Genomic DNA, 18,174 nt, shown 5'->3' with positions numbered 1-18,174 from the left:
GCTGGGATCGGACCATGAAGAGTCTGCTGCCCGCCTCGTTCGCCCGGTACACCGTCGACGCGGACGGTGTCCGTATCAACGCCCGCGTGGGCGGGGACGGGCCGCCGGTCCTGCTGCTGCACGGCTATCCCCAGACCCACGCCATCTGGCACCTGATCGCCCCGCGCCTGGCCGAGACCCACACGGTGGTCCTCACCGACCTGCGCGGCTACGGCGACAGCGACAAGCCGCCGTCGGACGCCGGGCACACCCCGTACGCCAAGCGGGCCATGGCACGCGACCAGCTGCTCGTCATGCGGGAGCTGGGCTTCGAGCGGTTCGTGGTGGTCGGGCACGACCGGGGCGGCCGGGTCGCCCACCGCCTGGCGCTCGACCATCCGCGGGCGGTCTCCGCCCTTGCGGTCCTGGACATCGTGCCGACCCGGCACGCCTATCTGCACGCCGACGCCGACTTCGGGCGCGGCTACTACCACTGGTTCTTCCTGACCGCGGGCAACGGCATCCCCGAGCACCTGATCGGCCGCGACCCGGAGTTCTGGATCCGGGCCCGGATGGGCGCCCGGCACCAGGGCGGCACCCCCTTCCATCCGGACGCCCAGGCCGAGTACGTGCGCTGCTTCTCCGACCCGGCTGCGATCCACGCCTCCTGCGAGGACTACCGCGCGGCCGGCTCGATCGACCTCGTCCACGACGAGGAGGACGCGGCGGCCGGCCGCCGACTCACCCAGCCGCTGCTCGCGCTCTGGGGCGAGCACAGCTTCGTCGGCCGCCACTACGACGTCCCGGCCGTCTGGTCCGCGTACGCCGACGACGTCACCGGCGCCGCGCTGCCCTGCGACCACTACGTCCCCGAGGAGGCCCCGGAGGCGACCCTCGGCCACCTCCGGTCCTTCCTCACGGCTCACAACAGGCCCTGACTCCAAGGCTGTTGACGCAGGGCGGCCCGGACGAGGCCGAGCATCCTGGACTGCTCGGCCAGCGCCTTGACCCGCCCGGTCGTCTCGTGACCGCCGCTGTACCAGTCGACGACGATGTCCCCGCCGGCCGCGCGCAGTGCCTCTTCGTAGCGGCGCACCTGCTTGGGCGGGGTACGGGTGTCGTGCGTGGCCTGGTTGATCCAGACCGGCGCGACGACCTCGGCCACGTAGGTGATGGGTGAGGCCCGCACGAACCGGTCCAGGCCGTCCTCCGGCTTCCCGCCGAAGAACGACGACCAGGCCGCGCGCAGCGCCGGGTTCATGTCCTCGTATCCCGCCAGCCAGTCCGCCATCGGTACGTGCGCCAGGGCGCCGGCGAACAGTCCGGGCAGCCGTCCCACGGACAGCAGCGACAGGAAACCGCCGTACGAGGCGCCCGTGACGAAGACCTTGTCGGGGTCGGCGACGCCCTCGGCGACCAGCCAGCGGACCGCCGCCTCGATGTCCTCCAGTTCCCGGTCGCCGATCGCCGGCATGAACCCCTCGCGGAAGCGCCGCCCGAAGGTGACCGAACCCCGGTAGTTCAGCGAGGCGTAGGCCACGCCGTTGTCCAGCCAGGCCTGGGCGGCGGGGTCGTAGCTGTCGACCGACACCATGTTGGGGCCGCCGTGCAGGTTCAGGACCAGGGGGCCGGGTCCTTCGGTGCGGCGCGGCCGGGCCCACCACAGCTGGACGTGGGTGCCGTCCGTCGAGCGGATCGAGTTCGACGTGCACTGCACGCCGTCCAGGTCGGGCTGCGGGAAGAGCACGGGGACGGGCGCCGAGTCCGGGCCGTTGGCGTGCAGCACGCGCAGCGGGGAGTCGAAGCGCTGGTGCAGGAGGCGCACGGTGCTTCCGGGGCCGTAGTGCGAGGCCCACAGGTGGAGGTGCGCGTTCGCCACGTCCGGCTCGAAGTACGCGCCCTGCGGATGGTCGAGCGGCCGGAGCGTGCCCGACTCCAGGTCGGCCTCCATGACCCGGTGGATCCCGGCGTCCACGTGCACGGCCAGGATCCGGGTGGCGTCGTCGGACCAGTCCAGCGGGACCAGGTCGCCCTGGAGATGCGGTGCGTCGATGTCGATGCGGGTGCCGAGCGTGGGATGCCAGACGCAGGGGCGGGCGTACCCGGTGCGTTCGGTGGCGACCAGGATCCGGTCGTCGCCCGGCACGGGGGAGTACCGCACACCGCGCACCGGTGCGTCGGGACCGTCGGTGAGGCGGTCGAGCACCTCGCCCGTGGCGGTGTCGACGACGGTGACCGCGAATCTGCGGACGCCGGGATTGTGGTCGGTGGTGTCGACGGAGGCACGGGTGCCGTCGGTCGAGACGAGGCCGTTCCATGCCTCGTGCGGCGAGCGGAACAGCAGCTCGGGGCCGGCTGAACCGTCCGTGCTCAGTAGCCACAGGCTGAAACCGTCCTCCGCCGCGCACGTGATCACGGCCCGGTCCGCCCGCCCCGCCACGTCGATGCCGCGCAGGACGTAGGGCGGCAGATCGGGGGTGAGATCGCGGCCGGCGTCGTCGTCCAGTCCCGTCGCGTGCACATGGCCGACCTCGGAGCCGTTCTCGTCGTGCAGCGCCAGGATCTGCTCGCCGTCGGAGGAGAGAACGGCCTGCACGAGGTCGCCCGAGGTCACTTCGCTCAGTGGCCGGACCGCGCCGCGCCCCGCGTCCCACAGGGACAGCCGGGGACCGTCCTCGCTCTCCACGACGATCAGGGACCGGTCGCCCGGTCCGCGCCCGCGCCGGACGGCGTGGGGCCGGTCGGTGGTGAAGAACCTCTGCCAGTCGCTGCTCATGGTGTGGTGACCTCCTCGGGTCGGTCCGGGGTTGCCGGGGGCGGGTCGTCGGGAAAGTGACAGGCGGTCAGCAGGCCGTCGCCCTGCTCCACGAGGGCGGGCGTGGTCTCGGCGCACACGTCCCGCGCCTTCCAGCAGCGGGTGCGGAACCGGCAGCCGGACGGCGGGGCCAGCGGGCTGGGCAGATCGCCGTCCAGGACGATCCGTCGGCGCGCCCGCTGCAGCCGCGGATCGGGGATGGGCACGGCGGAGAGCAGGGCCTGGGTGTAGGGATGGCGCGGCCGGGTGAACAGTGCCTCCACGGGCCCCTGTTCGACGATCCGCCCGAGGTACATGACCGCGACCCGGTCGCTGATCTGCCGGACCACCGACAGGTCGTGGGCGACGAACAGATAGGTGAGGCCCAACTCCTGCTGGAGGTCCTCCAGCAGGTTGATCACCCCGGCCTGCACGCTGACGTCCAGCGCGCTGACCGGTTCGTCGAGGACCAGCACCTCCGGTTCCACGGCGAGTGCGCGGGCGATGCCGATGCGCTGCCGCTGGCCTCCGGAGAACTGGTGCGGATGCCGGTGGGCGTGCCCCGGGTCCAGACCGACCAACTCCAGCAGTTCCCGCACCCGTTCGCTCTCCCGGCCCCGGTGCAGACCGTGGATCCGCAGCGGCTCGGCGAGCGCCGCGTGCACGGTGAGCTTCGGGTTGAGGGAGGCGTACGGGTCCTGGAACACGAACTGGATACGACGGCGTACGGCCGCCAGCTCCCGTCGCCCGGCCGCCGTCACGTCCGTGTCGAACAGCATGATCCGGCCGGCGGCCGGGTCGGTCAGCCGGACCAGGCAGCGGCCCAGGGTGCTCTTGCCGCAGCCGGTCTCGCCGACCAGGCCCAGGGTGGTGCCGCGCGGGATGACGAGGTCCACCCCGGAGACGGCCCGCACGGTCCCCGCGTGCCGTCCGCGCCGGCCGGTGGTGTACTCGGCGACCAGCCCCTCGACGGTCAGTGCCGGTGCGGTCATGGCGTCACGCTCGCGATCTCGTGCGCCCGCACACAGGCCGCGGTGTGGCCCTCGCCGACCGGGACCGGCCGGGGGCTCTCGGCGCACCGTTCGTCGGCGTGCGGGCAGCGGTTCTGGAAGGGACAGCCCTCAGGCCGCTCGTTCGGCGAGGGCAGCTGGCCGGCGATCTGGGCGAGCCGCCGGGTGCTGCGGTCGATCCGCGGCAGCGCGGCGAGCAGACCGCGCGTGTAGGGGTGGGCCGGCTGGTAGAAGAGGGGCTCGACCGGGGCCTCCTCCATCTTCCGCCCGCAGTACAGGACCAGGACGCGGTCGGCCAGGCCGGCCACCACGCCCAGGTCGTGGGTGATCAGCAGGATCGCGGACTTCGTACGCTCCTGGACGCGCGCCAGGACGTCGAGGACCTGCGCCTGGACGGTCACGTCGAGCGCGGTGGTCGGCTCGTCGGCGATGAGGACGTCCGGTTCGTTGGCGATACCGGTGGCGATCATCACGCGCTGCCGCATGCCGCCCGACAATTCGTGCGGGTACTGCCCGGCCCGGGTCCGCGCATCGGGGATGCCGACCAGGTCGAGCAGGTCCACGGCCCGTTCCCGCAGGGCGGCGCGGGAGACGGACGGGTCGTGCACGCTCACCGCCTCGGCGAGCTGGGCGCCCACCGTCATCATCGGGTTCAGCGCGGCCAGCGCGTCCTGGAAGACCATGGCGATGCGCCGGCCGCGTACGGCACGCAGCTCCCGGTCGGACAGGTCCAGCAGCTCCCGGCCGCGGAACCGCACCGAGCCCGAGGCGGTGGCGTTGCGCGGCAGCAGCCCCATCACCGCCAGGGAGGCGGCGCTCTTCCCGGAGCCGGACTCGCCGACGATGCTCAGGGTCTCCCCGGCGTGCAGGTCGAAGGAGAGCCGGTCGAGGGCGGCCACGGGACCGGCGTCGGTGCGGTAGGTGACACTCAGGTCGCGGACCGACAGCAGCGGGGCCGCCGCCTGGCCGGTGTCTTCGGTGGCGGGTGCCATCACTGCCTGCCTTGGGGGTCGAGCGCGTCGCGCAGCCCGTCGCCGAGGAAGTTCACGGCGAGCACGGTGACGAGGATCGCCAGGCCGGGGACGTAGAGGAGATAGGCCTGTGAGGTGCCGATCAGTCCGGTGGCCTGGGTGAGCATGTTGCCCCAGCTCGACTTGGGCGGCTGGACGCCGTAGCCGAGGAAGCTGACGGTGGATTCGAGGATGATCGCCGTGGCCACCGTCAGGGACACGTTGACCACGATCAGGCCGGTCAGGTTGGGCAGCAGGTGCCGTACGACGATCCTCGGGCCGGAGGCGCCGATGACCCGGGCCGCCTCCACGAACTCCTGGTGGCGCAGTTGGATCACCCGGGCCCGGACGACCCGGGCGATCAGGGTCCAGCCCAGGCTGCTCAGCACCACCACGATGGTCAGCGGCGAGGGGCCGAGGCCTTGCAGGGACACCGCCAGGACGGCGACCGGGGGCACGATCAGGAACAGGTCGGCCACCCGCATGATCACCTCGTCGGGCCAGCCGCCGAGATACCCGGCAATCGCGCCGGCCGCCGTCCCCACCAGGGTGGCCAGCAGGGCGACGCCGAGGCCGATCGCCAGGGAGAGCTGTCCGGCGTAGAACATCTCGCTGAGGTAGTCGCGGCCGAGGGAGTCGGTGCCCAACCAGTGGGAGCCGGACGGTGGTTGGGAGGCGGCCAGGAGGTCCTGGGCGTTGCGCGGGTAGGGCGCGATCCAGCCGGCGCCGAAGCAGCAGACCGCCAGGACGACGAGCACGATCAGCGCGGCGACCGCGAGGCGGTGGCGCAGGAAGCGGGACAGGACGACACGGGAGGTCCGCGGGTCGCCGGACGCGGTGGGCGGTCCGGTGAGGGGAGGGGAGGGCGCCGGGAGCGCGGTGGGCTGGGTCATCGCAGGGCCACCCGGGGATCGAGGAGGGCGTAGGACAGGTCGGCCAGCAGGTTGAAGAGGATGACGGCGACGGCCACGACGAGCATCCAGGGCAGCAGGACGAAGACGTCCCCGGTCTCCAGCGAGGCGAGGAACAGCTTGCCCATGCCGGGGATCGAGAAGATCTGCTCGGTCACCACGAGCCCGCCGACCAGGGCGGCGGCGTCCATGGCGACGACGGTGACGAACGGCGCGAGCGCGTTGCGCAGGGCGTGCCGCAGGAGGATGCGGTGGCGGGGGACGCCCTTGGCCCGGGCGGTGCGGACGTAGTCGCTGGAGAGCGCCTCCAGGAGGGTGGCGCGGCCGAACCGGGACCAGGACGCGACGAGTCCGACGGTGAGCGTGATCACGGGCAGCACCAGATGGCGCAGGTAGTCGAGGTCGAGTCCGCTGTGGCCGACGGAGTGCAGTCCCACGAAGTACAGCGGGGGGTCCGGCAGGCCGAACTGCTGCTTGGGCCAGACGGCGAGCACCTGGATGAGGACCAGGCCGAACCAGAACGCCGGCATGGCGACACCGAGGTAGGACAGGCCCGTCAGCACGTGGTCGCCCACGGTGTACTGGCGGGCCGCCGAGTACAGCCCGATCGCCAGCGCCAGGACGACGGCGAGGGCGACGCCCCACAGGATCAGCTGGAGCGTGGTGCCCAGGGCGTCGCCGACCATCGGCAGCACGGCTCCGCCGGTGCGGGTGCTGATGCCCCAGTCGCCCTGGACGAAGCCCTTCACCCACAGCAGGTACTGCTCGGGCAGGCTCCGGTCGAGCCCGAGGCGGACCGTCTCCCGGTGCAGGGCCGTGGGGTCGACCGACTGGCGCAGTTTCGCCAGCGGGTCGAAGGTCGCCCGCACCGCCCAGAACAGGATGAACGAGGCGACGCAGACCACGGGCACGGAGGCCAGCAGGCGGCGCAGGGCGTATCTGGTCATGGCAGGCCCCTGCGGGGTGGGCGGACCGGTGTCATTTCGTCAGGCCCCATTCCGCGAGGTTCCACCAGGGGCCCTCCACCGGGTTGATGGAGAGCGGCCCGCCGACGCGCGCGCCGGTGACCAGGATGTTCGGGACGGCGGCCAGCGGCAGTGAGGGGACGTCGTCGGCGATGAGCTTCTCCGCCTTGTGCGAGTCCGCGATCCGGGCGCTGTCGTCGAGTTCGGTGTCCACCCGCTCCAGCACCGGGTCCAGGCCCGGGATGCGGATGCGCATGAAGTTGATGCCGGACTGCCCGTTGGCGGCGCTCGGGATGGCCGTGCTGCTGAACGTGGCGGACAGGGTGGGGTTGGGGAAGGAGTCGGTGAGGTTCCACAGGCCCAGTTGGAAGTCGCCGGCGGGAGCGAGCTTGCCGAAGATGTTCGCGGGCGTGGAGTTCTTGATCGTCACCCGGAACCCGGCCTTGGCCAGCTGGGCCTGGAGGATCTGTTCGGTCAGCTCACGGCTCTGGTTGCCGGCGAGGGAGGTGACGGCGAACGCGGCCTCCTTGCCGTTCTTCGCCCAGTACCCGCTGCCGTTCTTCGTCCACCCGTCCGCCTTCATCAGCTGGGCCGCCTTGGCCGCGTCGGGCTTGTAGCCGGAGAAGTCGTCGGCGGCGTAGCGGGAGAGCAGCGGCGACTGGAAGCTCTGTGCGGGAGCGGTGACGCCGTACGAGCCGAACAGGCGCTTGACGATGGCCTCGCGGTCGACGGAGTAGGCGAAGGCCTTGCGTACGGCGGCCGAGTCGAAGGGGAACTTCGCGTTGTTGAGCCACAGGGCCTGGAGGTTGCCGGTCCCTGACTGCACCTGCATGTGGGCCGCGCTGCCCAGGGTCTTGATCTGGTCGACCGTGGTGAGCTGCGGGGTGGGGTAGAGGGCGTCGAAGGTCCCGCCGGCGAAGGCCTGGACGGCCGCCGCGGTGTCCGAGGCGAACTGGAAGGTGACCTTGTCCAGGTGCGGCTTGGGGCCCCAGTAGCGGTCGTTGGGGACGAGGGTGACGGAGACGCCCTTCTTCCAGGACGCGATCTTCCAGGGGCCGCCGCTGAAGGTGTAGCCGTCCTTCATGACGGCGTTGCGGTCCTTGCCCTGGAGGAGATGAGAGGGCAGTACCCCGTAGCCGGCGCCGAAGAGCTGCTTCCAGTTGCCGTACGGGGACTTGAGGGTGACGACGGCGGTGGTGGCGTCGGGGGTGGTGACCGAGGTGATGCGGTCGTAGCCGCTCTTGTCGAAGATCGCCTTGCCGTCGCGGACCTGGAGGGCGGTGTACTTCAGGTCGGCGGAGGTGATCGGCTTTCCGTCGGACCAGACGGCCTTCGGGTTGAGCCTGTAGGTGATCTGCTGCTGGTTCCCGACCAGTTTCGTGGTCGGTTCGGAGGCCATCAGGTTCGAGGAAACCGGTGTCCAGTTCCCGCCCTTGAGGCGGACGTCGAAGACCTGCGGGACGGTCTGCGTCTGCATCAGGTAGGTGCCCCAGATGGAGGCGCCGCAAGTGCCGATCCAGTCGGCGCAGTCGGGCTCCTGCTCGGCCCCGATGACCAGGCTGCCGCCCTGTCTGACCGGCAGGTTCGTGCCGGTGTCCGACGCCGGGACGGGGGCCCCGGAGGTGCATGCGGTGGCGGTCAGCGCCAGTGCGGTGAGGAGTGTGCCGGCCGCCGGGAGTCTGGCCGGGAACCGGCCCTGAACGGTCGCAGTGAGCGGTTGAGGCATGGCTGGAAACCTTCCGTGGCGAAGCCGTGGGCTCATCGTAGGGAGCCGTGCAAGACTTAGCAATGGACATAGGCTAGTAACTATGCGTTCGTGTTGCCCAGGTCTGTGGATAACGTTTTGGTGCGGGCGATAGGGTCGCGACGGCGGCCCGGAAGCCGAGGGAAGGGACGAGCATGAGTGGTGCGCGCGCGAGCGGGAGCAAGGACGCTTCGGCGAGCGGGACCGGAGGTCGGCGGCGGCTGGCGCGGGACACGCTCAGCCGGCGGGTGATCCTGGACGCGGCGGAGAAGGTCGCCACCCGGGACGGTCTGGAGGCGTTCACCTTCCAGGCCCTCGCCAAGGAGCTGCACGCCCACCCGACCTCGCTCTACCGGCACTTCCGCGACAAGGACGAGCTGATCCTGGAGCTCATCGACGACCTCCGAGCGCGCTCCTACGGCGGACAGCTCAAGGCCACCGACTCCTGGCGCGACGACCTGCGCACGCAGGCCCGGCACATCCACGAGCACTACATGCGGTACCCCGTGTTCGCCTGGCAGATGGCGGCGCGTACGACGCGCCGGCCGACCGAGTTCGCCAATGTGGAGTTCGCCCTCGGCTGTCTGCGGCGGGCCGGCCTCGACGACGAGGAGGCGGTGACGTTCGTCCGGGTCTTCGGGAACGTCATCCGCTCGCTGTCCGCCATGGAGGCCGGGCTCCAGGCGCTCGACGCCGACTCCCGCGACCGGGACACCCTGGCCTGGGAGCTGGAGTACCGCCGTCTTCCGGCGGACACCTATCCGAGGATCGCCGGTCTGACGGCCCCGCTGGCGGCGATCGGCGATCCCGGAATCTTCGACAACGCGATCGACATGCTGCTCGACTCCGTGGAGGCCAGGGTGCGGGACAGGGCGACGGAGGCGTGACCGGGGCCCCGGTGTCAGGGCGCCCGATCGGCGAGTAGGCCGGCGACGAGGGATGTACGGTCCCGGACGGAGGACAGGTCCACCCACTCGTGGCGGGCGTGTGCGCCACCGCCGTCCGGGCCCAGTCCGTCCAGGGTGGGCACCCCCAGACTCGCCGTGATGTTGCCGTCCGAGCCGCCGCCGACGCTCGTCTCGGTGACCGGGGCGAGCCCCAGCCGCTCGGCGACCGCCCGGGCGGAGCCCAGCAGGCCGACGGACATCCCGCGTTCCAGCGGGCCGCGGTTGACGCTGCCCTGGAAGGCGAGTTCCGCGCCGGGCTCCCGCGGGCGCAGTGCCCGCAGTTCCTGTTCCACCCGTTCCAGTTCCGCGCGCTCCCAGGCCCGCACGTCGATGTCCACGAACGCCTGCTCGGGAACGGTGTTGGTGGTGGTGCCGGCGCCGCCCACCGTGGGTGTGACGGTGGTCCCGCGGTCCCGGTCGGCCAGATCGCGGATCGTCAGCACCTGATGGGCCAGCTCGACCAGCGCGTTGACGCCGTTGTGCGGTTCGAGGCCGGCGTGCGCGGCCCGGCCGTTGACGCCGAGGCGGTACTGCGCGACGCCCTTGCGTGCGGTCTTGAGCGCGCCGCCCTCGCTGGGTTCCAGTACCAGGACCGCGCCGCAGGCCGCCGCGGCCTCCTCGACGAGCGCGCGTGAGGTGATCGACCCGCACTCCTCGTCACCGGACACCACCACGCTGACGTGTGAGACGTCACCGGCCAGCGCGAGCGCCTCGAAGGCGAGCACGAGCCCGGCCTTCATGTCGAAGACCCCGGGGCCGGTCGCGCGCGCCCCTGACACTTCGAACGGGTTCTCCGCCAGCGTGCCCAGCGGCCACACCGTGTCGGCGTGCCCGAGCAGCAGGACCCGGCGGCTCTTCGGTACGGAAGGATCCGCGCCGCCCCAGTACAGGTGCGGCACCCCGTCGGAGACGATCCGTTCGGGGCGGCCCAGCGCGCCGCCCGCCCAGGTTTCGAGCAGGTCGTAGGCGTCGTTCAGCCCTCGGGCCCGACCCGACGGCGTCTCGATGCCCACCAGTTGCCCCAGTCGCCGGGTGAAGCGCTCGGGGGGCGTGGAGCCGGAACTGAAGGACAAGACAGCTCCCTTCCGATCGATGATGATCCCGTCGGCCGTGTGCCACCGGAATTCCGAGAACATCACCATGCTTGTAGTCTAGAAGATAGTCAATATGCGTTGCTATCTTCTGGGAGCCTCTCGTCGCCGTGTCCAACGGCACTTCTCGGGCCCGGCATGACACCACCCTCTGGGGCGTGTCATGCCGGGCCCGAGGCCGGCGGCCCTCTTGGCGGGACCGCGGAGAAGGAAACGGGGAGGAGCCGGTCAGCCGACGTCGGACGTGTCCAGGCGGTACAGCCCGCTGTACGCGGTCACCGCGCTGCCGTGCTTCTTCACCCAGGTCGCGATCTCGGAGTCGGTGCCCTGGCCGCCGCTGCTGCTGACCACGATGTAGTGCAGCTTGCCGGTCTTCACCAGGCTCTTGAGCTTGGCGAGGGTCATCGCGTCGTCGCTGCCGGACCAGCCGCCCATGGAGATGACGGGCTGACCGGACTCCAGGATGATCGAGGAGGCCGTCTGGTCGGTGGCCACCGCCACCAGCCAGGTGGCGCCGTCCTGGTGCTTCTTGAGGTACGTGATCATCGCGGAGCTGACCTGGGTGTCGCCGCCCATGCCTCCGGCGGTCCGATCGGACTGCGACTGGCTGCTGGAGTTGGTGCCGGTGCCGGTGCCGGTGCTTCCCGTCCCGGTCGGCGGCTGCCCCATGGACTGCCCGCCGGTGCCGCTCGGGGCGGTGCCGCTCTTGGTCCCGCTCGGCGCGCTGCCGCTCGGCCGCTGTCCACCGCCGCCCATACCGCCCATACCACCGCCGGTGTCGGGGCCGGCCGTCGGGTTGGTGCCGTTGGTGCTCGCGGTCGTCGCCGCCGAGACGGAGTAGGCGGCCGGGCCGGCCAGCAGGGCGACGATCGCCACCACCGCCGCGAAGCCCATCAGCCTCTGCCGCCGCATGAACCGCCCGACCAGCAGCCCGGCCACCGCCAGCGCACCGCCCAGCGCGGCCACCACCTCGGCGACCGTGTACACCGTGCCGGATCCGGACACCCGCTGGAGCAGGACGACCGCCCAGACGGTACTGGCGGCGACCGCCGCCGGAAGCACCCAGCCCCACTTCGCCCCAGAACCGTCGCGGAAGGCGTCGTACAGCATGACCCCGCCCGCGCCGGCCACGGCCGCGATCCCGGGGGCCATCGCGGTGACGTAGTACGGGTGGAAGGTGCCCTCGGCGAGGGAGAACGTCAGGAAGTGCAGGACGAACCAGCCGCCCCACAGCATCAGCGCGGCCCGCCTGGCGTCGGTGCGCGGCGCCCGGCCGCGCAGTACGAGGCCGCCGACGAGGGCGATCGCGGCGAACGGGATCAGCCACGAGATCTGGCCGCCCATGATGTCGTTGAACATCCGGTACAGGCCCGAACTGCCGCCGAAACTGGCGCCGTTGCCCTGCGAGCCCACCGAGGAACTGGCCCCGAAGATCCGGCCGAAGCCGTTGTAGCCGATGACCAGGTCCCACACGGTGTTGTCGGTGGAGCCGCCGATGTAGGGCCGCGAGGAGGCCGGGATCAGGTCGACGATCGCCATCCACCAGGCGCTGCTCACGATCAACGCGACCGTGGCGACGGCGAGGTTGCGGACACGCCTGCCCAACGACACGTTCGCGGCCCACAGATAGACCAGGAAGAACGCCGGCAGCACGACGTACGCCTGCATCATCTTGGTGTTGAACGCGAAGCCGATCGCCACCGCCGACCACACCAGCGGCAGCAACCTGCCGGTGCGCACGGCCTTCAGCAGCGCGGCCGCACCGAGCAGCATCAGGAAGACCAGGACCGGGTCGGGGTTGGTGTCGCGGTTGATGGCGACGGTGATGGGCGTCAGGGTCAGCACCACTGCGGCGATCGTGGCCGCCACGACCCCGAAGTCCCGCTTGACCAGCCGGTACAGCAGGGCGACCGAGCCGACGCCGGTGGCGACCATCGGCAGCATCAACTGCCAGGTGCCGTAGCCGAGGACGCGGGCGGACAGGCCCATCACCCACAGGGCGAAGGGGGGTTTGTCGACGGTGATGAAGCTGCCGGAGTCCAGCGCGCCGAAGAAGAACGCCTTCCAGCTCTTGGTGCCGGAGTAGACGGCCGCGTCGTAGAAGGTGTTGCCGGTGACGGAGGAGAGGTTCCAGGCGTACAGGACGGTGGCCAGGAGCAGGATCGCCCACAGGGCCGGACGGGCCCAGCGGGGGTCCTCGGGGGCGCCCATGAACAGCCTTCTGGCGCGGGAGACCGGCGGGGCGGCGGACCGGTGCCGGCCGTCCTGGACCGGGGCGGGCGGCGGGGCGAGGGTCGTCATGACGCGTACTCCAGGGGCTCGGTGGCGGTGGCCGCCCCGGTGGGCAGGACCGCGACGTCCTGCGGGACGGTGGTACGGCGGGGTACGGCGGCGACGCGGGTGCGGCCGGTGACGGTGGCCCGGAACATCCGGCCCATGCCCTTGAGGTCGTCGACGGCGGTGCGGACGATGTCGACCCGGCTGTCGGGGTCGTCGACCCAGTCGACCGGGACCTCGTGGACGCGCAGCCTGTTGCGCTGGGCGAGCACCAGCAGTTCGGTGTCGAAGAACCAGGCGGTGTCCTCGATGTGCGGGGCGAGCGCCCGGAACACCTCCGTGCGTACGGCCTTGAAGCCGCACTGCGCGTCCGAGAAGCGGGCGCCCAGCCCCGCCTTGAGGAGCAGGTTGTAGGAGCGTGAGACGAACTCCCGCTTCGGGCCGCGCACCACCGCCGCCTGCCGGTGCAGCCGGCTGCCGACGGCGAGGTCGCTGTGCCCGGACAGGAGCGGGGCGACCAGCGGCAGGAAGCCTTCGAGCCCGGTCGACAGGTCGACGTCCATATAGGCGACGACGTCGGCGGTGGACCTGCTCCACACGTGCCGCAGCGCACGGCCCCGGCCCTTGAGCTCCAGCCGCCGTGCGTGGACGTGCGGCAGGCGCAGGGTCAGGTCGGTCGCCACCGTCCAGGTGGCGTCCGTGCTCGCGTTGTCCGCGATCGTGATGCGGAACGGGAACGGGAAGGAGTCCTCGAGGTATGCGTGGAGACGGCCGATGCTGCCGGCGAGGACATGGGCCTCGTTGTGGACCGGCACCACGATCTCGACCGACCGGCGCCGGACGCCTCCCGCGTTCGTTTCGTTCATGGCCATGACGATCGGGGCGCTGTCTGGGGCGGTCGTGAGGCTTCACTGAGCGAGGAATGAGAATTAGGGAACTCACAGCCTGCCCACAGTGGGCACCTGTCGGAGACCCAGGTGCCGGGCCGGAGTCGTGGGTTCCGTGCGGGCGGTGGCGAGTCCGAGGCGCGTTCAATTCGGTTTCCGAGCGGAAATGGTGAGTCTTGTTCATTCGCTCGGACGGTGCGCGTCAGGGTTCCGTATGCGAATGACCCTCAACAACCATTGCGGTCGGAGCCGTGCGCATCGCAAGATGTTCCTGAGGCTGCTGGGAATCAGGTGAAAGACGGGCAGGTAGCCTGATGGTGCGCCTTGCCGCTCCGCCCATGAGTCACAGATCGGGACGCCCTTGACTCTCGACGATCTGTCGCAAGACGACAGAGAGTGGATTTTCACCCATCTCATCTGGCCCGGCTACGAACAAGTCGTGTCTCAGGCGGCGCCCGTCGTGGTGTATGTCATGGGGCAGCCGGGTGCCGGGAAATCCGAGAACCGCCATCTGGTGCCGGACGGGCTGGAGAAGGCGACGCGGATCTCGGGCGACGACTTCAAGATCAACGACCCGCGTTATCTGCCGGCCCTGAAGGACAATCCGCGGACCGCCGGCACCCTGGTCCGGTCCGTCTATCAGGAATGGCAGGCGCGGGTGGTCGCCGGGATGCGGCAGATGGCGGGCCATCTCGTGATCGAGATCAGCCCCAGGCTCCCCATCCGGTGTTTCCTCGGAGAGGTCGCCGCTTTCCGTGCCGCGCACTACCGGGTGGAACTCGTGGTTCTCGCCGTGCGCGAGGCGGACAGCCGGCAGGGCATCGGGCTGCGCTATGCGCGGGTGCTCCGCAGGAATCCGACGCACGCCCGGTTCACCGAGACCGCCGGGCACAACGAGTGCTTCAAGGCGCTCGGTGAGGTCGTCGCGGCGGTCGAGCGGGAGTCCTCGGTGCACGCGCTCCGGGTGGTACGGCGCGACGGAACGGTGCTCCACCGCAGCGAGCGCGGCGACGCCGGCCACCTGCCGGGCGGGGCCGTGCAGGCCATGGAGGGCGAGTGGCGGCGGCCCTACACCACCGTGGAGGCGGCGCACTTCTTCGGGAACCAGGGTCTGCTGCACCGGCGACTTCCCCAGTACGCCGACGAATGGCACGAGATCGCCGAACTGGCCGCACCGCTGATCTCGTCGGTCAACTGAGCTGCGGATTCTGGCGGGTCAGTTTCCCGAACAGGACGCTGTAGTCCCGGGCCATGCGGTCGGCCTGCTCGGGAGTGGCCTCGTCGAGGTATTTCCGCTCGGCCATGCACTTCTGGCGTGCTGTCAGCAGTTCGTCCAGCCGCACGGGATCGGGTGGCCGGTTGTGCCTCTCCAGATGGATGGCCCTGTTGTACCAGGCGATGACCAGTCGTACGCATTCCAGGGCCGCGGCGTGCCCGAGAGCCTCGGGGTCGTACGTGTCGTGCGGGGCCGTCGGCTGCCGGATTTCCGCGTCGGGCGGCAGAACCGTCTTGTGGGCTCCTTCTGCCCGGACTTCCCCGGCAGGGCGTTTCCGCAGTGTTCTGAAAGCGGTGTGCCACAGCTGGCGGAACGGCGTGGAACTTCGCTCGGCGTCACTTCCGCCGAGCCCCCGGCCCGCATGCCTGGTGGTCGACCACACCGTTTCTCTCCCTGTCCGGAGGTGGGGGAGCCGGGGCATGGAGAGGCCTGTGTCGCGCCCCCGTTCCGTGGTTGCCCAGCTTAGGGGGCATGGATCCCGAGGGACACTCGTAGACCGCCAGGAACACACGGGATTCTTATGGAATGGCTGATTCCGCAATGGCGACCCTTTGTGCCCGTACCTAGCCTTCTTGTATATCCGGGGGGTGTCGTGGGCGGGCGGGATCTTCGTGCGCTGTTCGGTTCGAACGATCGGGGAATCCAGGTCGAGGAGCACTTCACCAACCGTCAGGAGCAGTGGGCGGCCGTCACCGCAGCCCTTGCCGGGCATGTGCGCGCCCTCGCGGCACCCGGCTTCGACGTCGAGGACCTGGAGGCACCCCGCGACAACGTCCTCGTCTTCCACGGCATCGGCGGCATAGGGAAGTCGACGCTGTCGCGGAAGGTGGAGGCGGCCCTCGCCCACACCGAGCACCGGCCCACCCAATGGGGTGAACCCCTCCGGGTGAACGGCCGGGTCCTCCCCGTCCGGATCGATCTCGCCCGTTCGGCCGGCACGGACTTCGAACGGGTGATCCTCACCCTCCGGCTCGCCCTCGCCGAACTGGGCCGTCCGCTGCCCGCCTTCGATCTGGCGATGCGCCGGTACTGGGACCACGTGCACCCGGGTGAGCCGCTGGAGGAGTTCCTGCGGCGCGGCGGCCTCGGCCGGCGGTTCGGCAAGGCCGTGCCGGACCAGATGCAGTCGGCACTCACCGACATCGCCCAGGCCCTGCTGCTGCCCGGCACGGTCGGCGCGGTGGTCGGGCAGGTCACCGGAGCCCTGGTCCGTGCCCTGCGCGACCACCGGGCCGCCGTACGCGCACTCGCGGGCTGTGCCCGGCTCGCCGACCTCCTGGAGGCCGAGCCCGATCTGGACGCCCTCTCCTACTACGCGCATCTACTGGCCTGGGAGATCGCCCGCCTACCGCCGGCCCGGGCCGTGCTGCCGGTGATCCTCCTCGACACGTTCGAGGACGTGGGCGACCGCGTCCACCGCGACCTGGAGCGGCTGCTGCAACGGGTCGTCTGGCTGATGCCCAACGCCTTCTTCGTCATCACCGGCCGCAGCCGCCTCCAGTGGGCCGAGGAGGCCCTGCACGGTCAGCTCGACTGGACCGGACCAGCGGCCTGGCCGGGCCTGGCCGTATCCGGCGGGCCGGGGCAGTGGCCGTCCCGGCAGATCCTCATCGGGGACTTCTCGCCCGAGGACTGCGACGACTACCTGGCCCGGCGCCTGACGCGCGACGGCCGTCCCGTCATCGCGCCGGAGATCCGGGCGGTGATGGTCGCCCGCTCGCACGGCCTGCCCCTCCATCTCGATCTGGCCGTGCAGCGCTTCCTGGCCATCCGGCGCACCGGGCGCGAACCCGGCCCCGCCGACTTCGACGTCGCCTTCCCGGCCCTCATCAGCCGCACGCTCACCGACCTCACGCCGGACGAACGGCATGTGCTGCGCTCGGTGTCGCTCCTCGACAACTTCGATGTACCCCTGGCCTCCAGGGCCGCCGGGATGACGTACGAGGCCGCCGCTCTGCGCCTCATCGAGAGGCCGTTCGTGCTGTCGGATCCGCACGGCGTCTGGCCGTACCACCTCCACGGCGTCATCCGTTCCACCATCCGGACGGCCGACGACCAGGCGGACGACCGCTGGTCGGCGCGGGACTGGGAACGGGCGGCGGCGCGGGCCTTCGAGGCCGTCGGGGAACGCTGGGCCACCGCTCCCGAACGCGACCGCGGCCAGCTCGTCAACTGCCTGCGCCAGGGCCTGCGCCTCGCGCGCGACTTCGGCCTCGCGCTCGGCTGGCTCACCGACGCCGCCTGGAGCTACACAGGGGACTCCGTGTGGGAGCCGCTCGCTCCGCCCCCACCGGCCGGGGGCCCGCCGACCGCGCTGCACACGGCCGCCGACGCCCTGGTGGAGACCCTCAGCGCACTCGCCCGCCGCCAGCACGAGCACCGGGAGCGCACGGTGGCCCGGCTGACGGCGGTCGTCGACTCCGGGCTGCTGCCGCCGGAGCTGCGGGACATGGCCGTGTACTACCGGGCCAAGGCGGACCGCGACCTGGGCCGTTCGCAGGAGTCGCGCAGCGGTATGCGGGCCGTCGCGGAGGGCGGTGGCCGGCTCGCTCCGGCGGCCCGGCGGGGCCTGGCCCATCTGGCCCGCCTTGCCGGTGACTTCCCGACCGCGCTGAGTACCGCCGCCACCCTGGGCTGGGCCGGGCGGCACCATCGGGTGCTCGGTGACGTCTGGTGGGTGCAGGGCGACATGACACGGGCCGCCGAGGCCTACGCGGCGGCGCGGGACGAGGCCGAGCGGCACGCCGTGGCCGGTGAACGCGCCACCGCCCAGACCCAGCGTGCCTTCGTCCTGGCCTTCGCCGATCCGGCCGCCGCCGCGGACGAACTGGACCTCGCCCATCACCTGCTCGCCGGCCTCGACCTGCGGGCCACCCGGCTCACCGCGCACATCGCCGCCCTCGTCCGGGACGCCGGGACACCGGGCGCCGGGATCGCCGACCGCGCCGACGTACTGCGTGCCGAGGCCCGGGTCGCCGGCATCACCGCCGCCCGGCTCACCCTGGAACTCGCCCTCGGGTTCCACCATGCCGTCCTGGACGACCGGGCACAGGCGCAGGCCGCCGTCGCGCGACTGCGGGATCTCAACCCCGGCCCGGACTACGCCTACTACGCGGATCTCGTGCGCTTCATGGCGGACCTGGCGCTGCCCGCCGCGCCGCCCGGCAGGGCGCGCTGGGTGGACGGCGAGGACGTCACCCGGGCCCGCTGGCGCGCCCTGGCCACCGGCCGGCGCGGCTGACGGCGGCCGGTCAGGTCACAGACTGAAGACGACCAGTCAGCC

14 protein-coding genes are annotated in these 18,174 nt (G+C 71.4%); 4 read left to right on the top strand and 10 right to left on the bottom strand.

All coding sequences use genetic code 11. The annotated features are described in order from the left end of the window. Positions 1-14 precede the first annotated feature (14 nt). Entirely contained in the window at positions 15-917 is a 903-nt protein-coding gene (locus tag ACFWXC_RS17565) for an alpha/beta fold hydrolase (protein WP_384479577.1), read from the top strand. On the opposite strand, the gene ACFWXC_RS17560 is transcribed toward ACFWXC_RS17565, so the two are convergent. The 6 genes from ACFWXC_RS17560 to ACFWXC_RS17535 are packed head-to-tail and all read right to left on the bottom strand — an operon-like array spanning position 902 to position 8,395. Further along, the gene (locus ACFWXC_RS17560) at positions 902-2,755 is read right to left on the bottom strand and encodes a prolyl oligopeptidase family serine peptidase (RefSeq protein ID WP_384479575.1); all 1,854 of its coding nucleotides are present in this window, start codon (positions 2,753-2,755) and stop codon (positions 902-904) included. The two genes, ACFWXC_RS17565 and ACFWXC_RS17560, sit on opposite strands and share 16 nt — an antisense overlap. Next, positions 2,752-3,765 carry an ABC transporter ATP-binding protein gene (locus ACFWXC_RS17555; protein ID WP_384479573.1) on the bottom strand — a complete coding sequence of 338 codons (1,014 nt, stop codon included), beginning with the start codon at positions 3,763-3,765 and terminating at the stop codon, positions 2,752-2,754. The genes ACFWXC_RS17560 and ACFWXC_RS17555 overlap by 4 nt, the downstream gene beginning before the upstream one ends. Further along, positions 3,762-4,775, bottom strand: a complete 1,014-nt coding sequence (locus ACFWXC_RS17550) for an ABC transporter ATP-binding protein (protein ID WP_384479571.1) — start codon at positions 4,773-4,775, stop codon at positions 3,762-3,764. The genes ACFWXC_RS17555 and ACFWXC_RS17550 overlap by 4 nt, the downstream gene beginning before the upstream one ends. After that, positions 4,775-5,686 carry an ABC transporter permease gene (locus ACFWXC_RS17545; RefSeq protein ID WP_384479569.1) on the bottom strand — a complete coding sequence of 304 codons (912 nt, stop codon included), beginning with the start codon at positions 5,684-5,686 and terminating at the stop codon, positions 4,775-4,777. The genes ACFWXC_RS17550 and ACFWXC_RS17545 overlap by 1 nt, the downstream gene beginning before the upstream one ends. Continuing rightward, on the bottom strand, positions 5,683-6,651 hold the full coding sequence (locus ACFWXC_RS17540) for an ABC transporter permease (protein ID WP_384479567.1): 969 nt from the start codon (positions 6,649-6,651) through the stop codon (positions 5,683-5,685). Before ACFWXC_RS17540 ends, ACFWXC_RS17545 begins: the two co-directional genes overlap by 4 nt. 31 nt (positions 6,652-6,682) lie before the next feature. Then, positions 6,683-8,395: an ABC transporter substrate-binding protein gene (locus ACFWXC_RS17535; RefSeq protein WP_384479565.1), complete on the bottom strand. Its 1,713-nt coding sequence runs from the start codon at positions 8,393-8,395 to the stop codon at positions 6,683-6,685. Positions 8,396-8,568: 173 nt separating this feature from the next. Here ACFWXC_RS17535 and ACFWXC_RS17530 point away from each other — a divergent pair, with 173 nt between their 5' ends. Further along, positions 8,569-9,300, top strand: a complete 732-nt coding sequence (locus ACFWXC_RS17530) for a TetR/AcrR family transcriptional regulator (protein WP_384479563.1) — start codon at positions 8,569-8,571, stop codon at positions 9,298-9,300. Between the two features lie 14 nt (positions 9,301-9,314). Here the strand turns inward: ACFWXC_RS17530 and ACFWXC_RS17525 are convergent, their stop codons facing one another. The 3 genes from ACFWXC_RS17525 to ACFWXC_RS17515 all read right to left on the bottom strand — a co-directional run bounded on the left by ACFWXC_RS17525 (position 9,315) and on the right by ACFWXC_RS17515 (position 13,594). Next, on the bottom strand, positions 9,315-10,433 hold the full coding sequence (locus tag ACFWXC_RS17525) for a M20/M25/M40 family metallo-hydrolase (RefSeq protein WP_384479562.1): 1,119 nt from the start codon (positions 10,431-10,433) through the stop codon (positions 9,315-9,317). 246 nt (positions 10,434-10,679) lie between these two features. Further along, the gene (locus tag ACFWXC_RS17520; RefSeq protein WP_384479560.1) at positions 10,680-12,752 is read right to left on the bottom strand and encodes an ArnT family glycosyltransferase; all 2,073 of its coding nucleotides are present in this window, start codon (positions 12,750-12,752) and stop codon (positions 10,680-10,682) included. Further along, complete coding sequence (locus ACFWXC_RS17515; protein ID WP_384479558.1) at positions 12,749-13,594, bottom strand: glycosyltransferase; 846 nt, start codon at positions 13,592-13,594, stop codon at positions 12,749-12,751. The genes ACFWXC_RS17520 and ACFWXC_RS17515 overlap by 4 nt, the downstream gene beginning before the upstream one ends. 460 nt (positions 13,595-14,054) lie before the next feature. On the opposite strand from ACFWXC_RS17515, the gene ACFWXC_RS17510 reads away from it, so the two are divergent. Continuing rightward, positions 14,055-14,813, top strand: a complete 759-nt coding sequence (locus ACFWXC_RS17510) for a zeta toxin family protein (RefSeq protein ID WP_384479557.1) — start codon at positions 14,055-14,057, stop codon at positions 14,811-14,813. On the opposite strand, the gene ACFWXC_RS17505 is transcribed toward ACFWXC_RS17510, so the two are convergent. Continuing rightward, positions 14,806-15,273 (bottom strand): hypothetical protein, encoded by a 468-nt coding sequence (locus ACFWXC_RS17505; RefSeq protein ID WP_384479555.1) that lies wholly within the window; start codon positions 15,271-15,273, stop codon positions 14,806-14,808. The two genes, ACFWXC_RS17510 and ACFWXC_RS17505, sit on opposite strands and share 8 nt — an antisense overlap. A 210-nt stretch (positions 15,274-15,483) precedes the next feature. On the opposite strand from ACFWXC_RS17505, the gene ACFWXC_RS17500 reads away from it, so the two are divergent. Beyond that, positions 15,484-18,132 (top strand): ATP/GTP-binding protein, encoded by a 2,649-nt coding sequence (locus ACFWXC_RS17500; RefSeq protein ID WP_384479553.1) that lies wholly within the window; start codon positions 15,484-15,486, stop codon positions 18,130-18,132. Positions 18,133-18,174 lie beyond the last annotated feature (42 nt).

This window comes from Streptomyces sp. NPDC058683 (assembly GCF_042716195.1).
GTDB lineage: Bacteria > Actinomycetota > Actinomycetes > Streptomycetales > Streptomycetaceae > Streptomyces.
The sequence above is the reverse complement of the archived record's forward strand: the minus strand, read 5'-3'. Positions and strand labels throughout refer to the sequence as shown.

Bases quoted from the DNA above. Each gene is read 5' to 3' on its own strand.
- ACFWXC_RS17545 (WP_384479569.1), bottom strand. From the start codon at position 5,686: ATGACCCAGCCCACCGCGCTCCCGGCGCCCTCCCCTCCCCTCACCGGA.
- ACFWXC_RS17515 (WP_384479558.1), bottom strand. From the start codon at position 13,594: ATGAACGAAACGAACGCGGGAGGCGTCCGGCGCCGGTCGGTCGAGATC.
- ACFWXC_RS17535 (WP_384479565.1), bottom strand. From the start codon at position 8,395: ATGCCTCAACCGCTCACTGCGACCGTTCAGGGCCGGTTCCCGGCCAGA.
- ACFWXC_RS17550 (WP_384479571.1), bottom strand. From the start codon at position 4,775: ATGGCACCCGCCACCGAAGACACCGGCCAGGCGGCGGCCCCGCTGCTG.
- ACFWXC_RS17565 (WP_384479577.1), top strand. From the start codon at position 15: ATGAAGAGTCTGCTGCCCGCCTCGTTCGCCCGGTACACCGTCGACGCG.
- ACFWXC_RS17540 (WP_384479567.1), bottom strand. From the start codon at position 6,651: ATGACCAGATACGCCCTGCGCCGCCTGCTGGCCTCCGTGCCCGTGGTC.
- ACFWXC_RS17530 (WP_384479563.1), top strand. From the start codon at position 8,569: ATGAGTGGTGCGCGCGCGAGCGGGAGCAAGGACGCTTCGGCGAGCGGG.
- ACFWXC_RS17560 (WP_384479575.1), bottom strand. From the start codon at position 2,755: ATGAGCAGCGACTGGCAGAGGTTCTTCACCACCGACCGGCCCCACGCC.
- ACFWXC_RS17520 (WP_384479560.1), bottom strand. From the start codon at position 12,752: ATGACGACCCTCGCCCCGCCGCCCGCCCCGGTCCAGGACGGCCGGCAC.
- ACFWXC_RS17555 (WP_384479573.1), bottom strand. From the start codon at position 3,765: ATGACCGCACCGGCACTGACCGTCGAGGGGCTGGTCGCCGAGTACACC.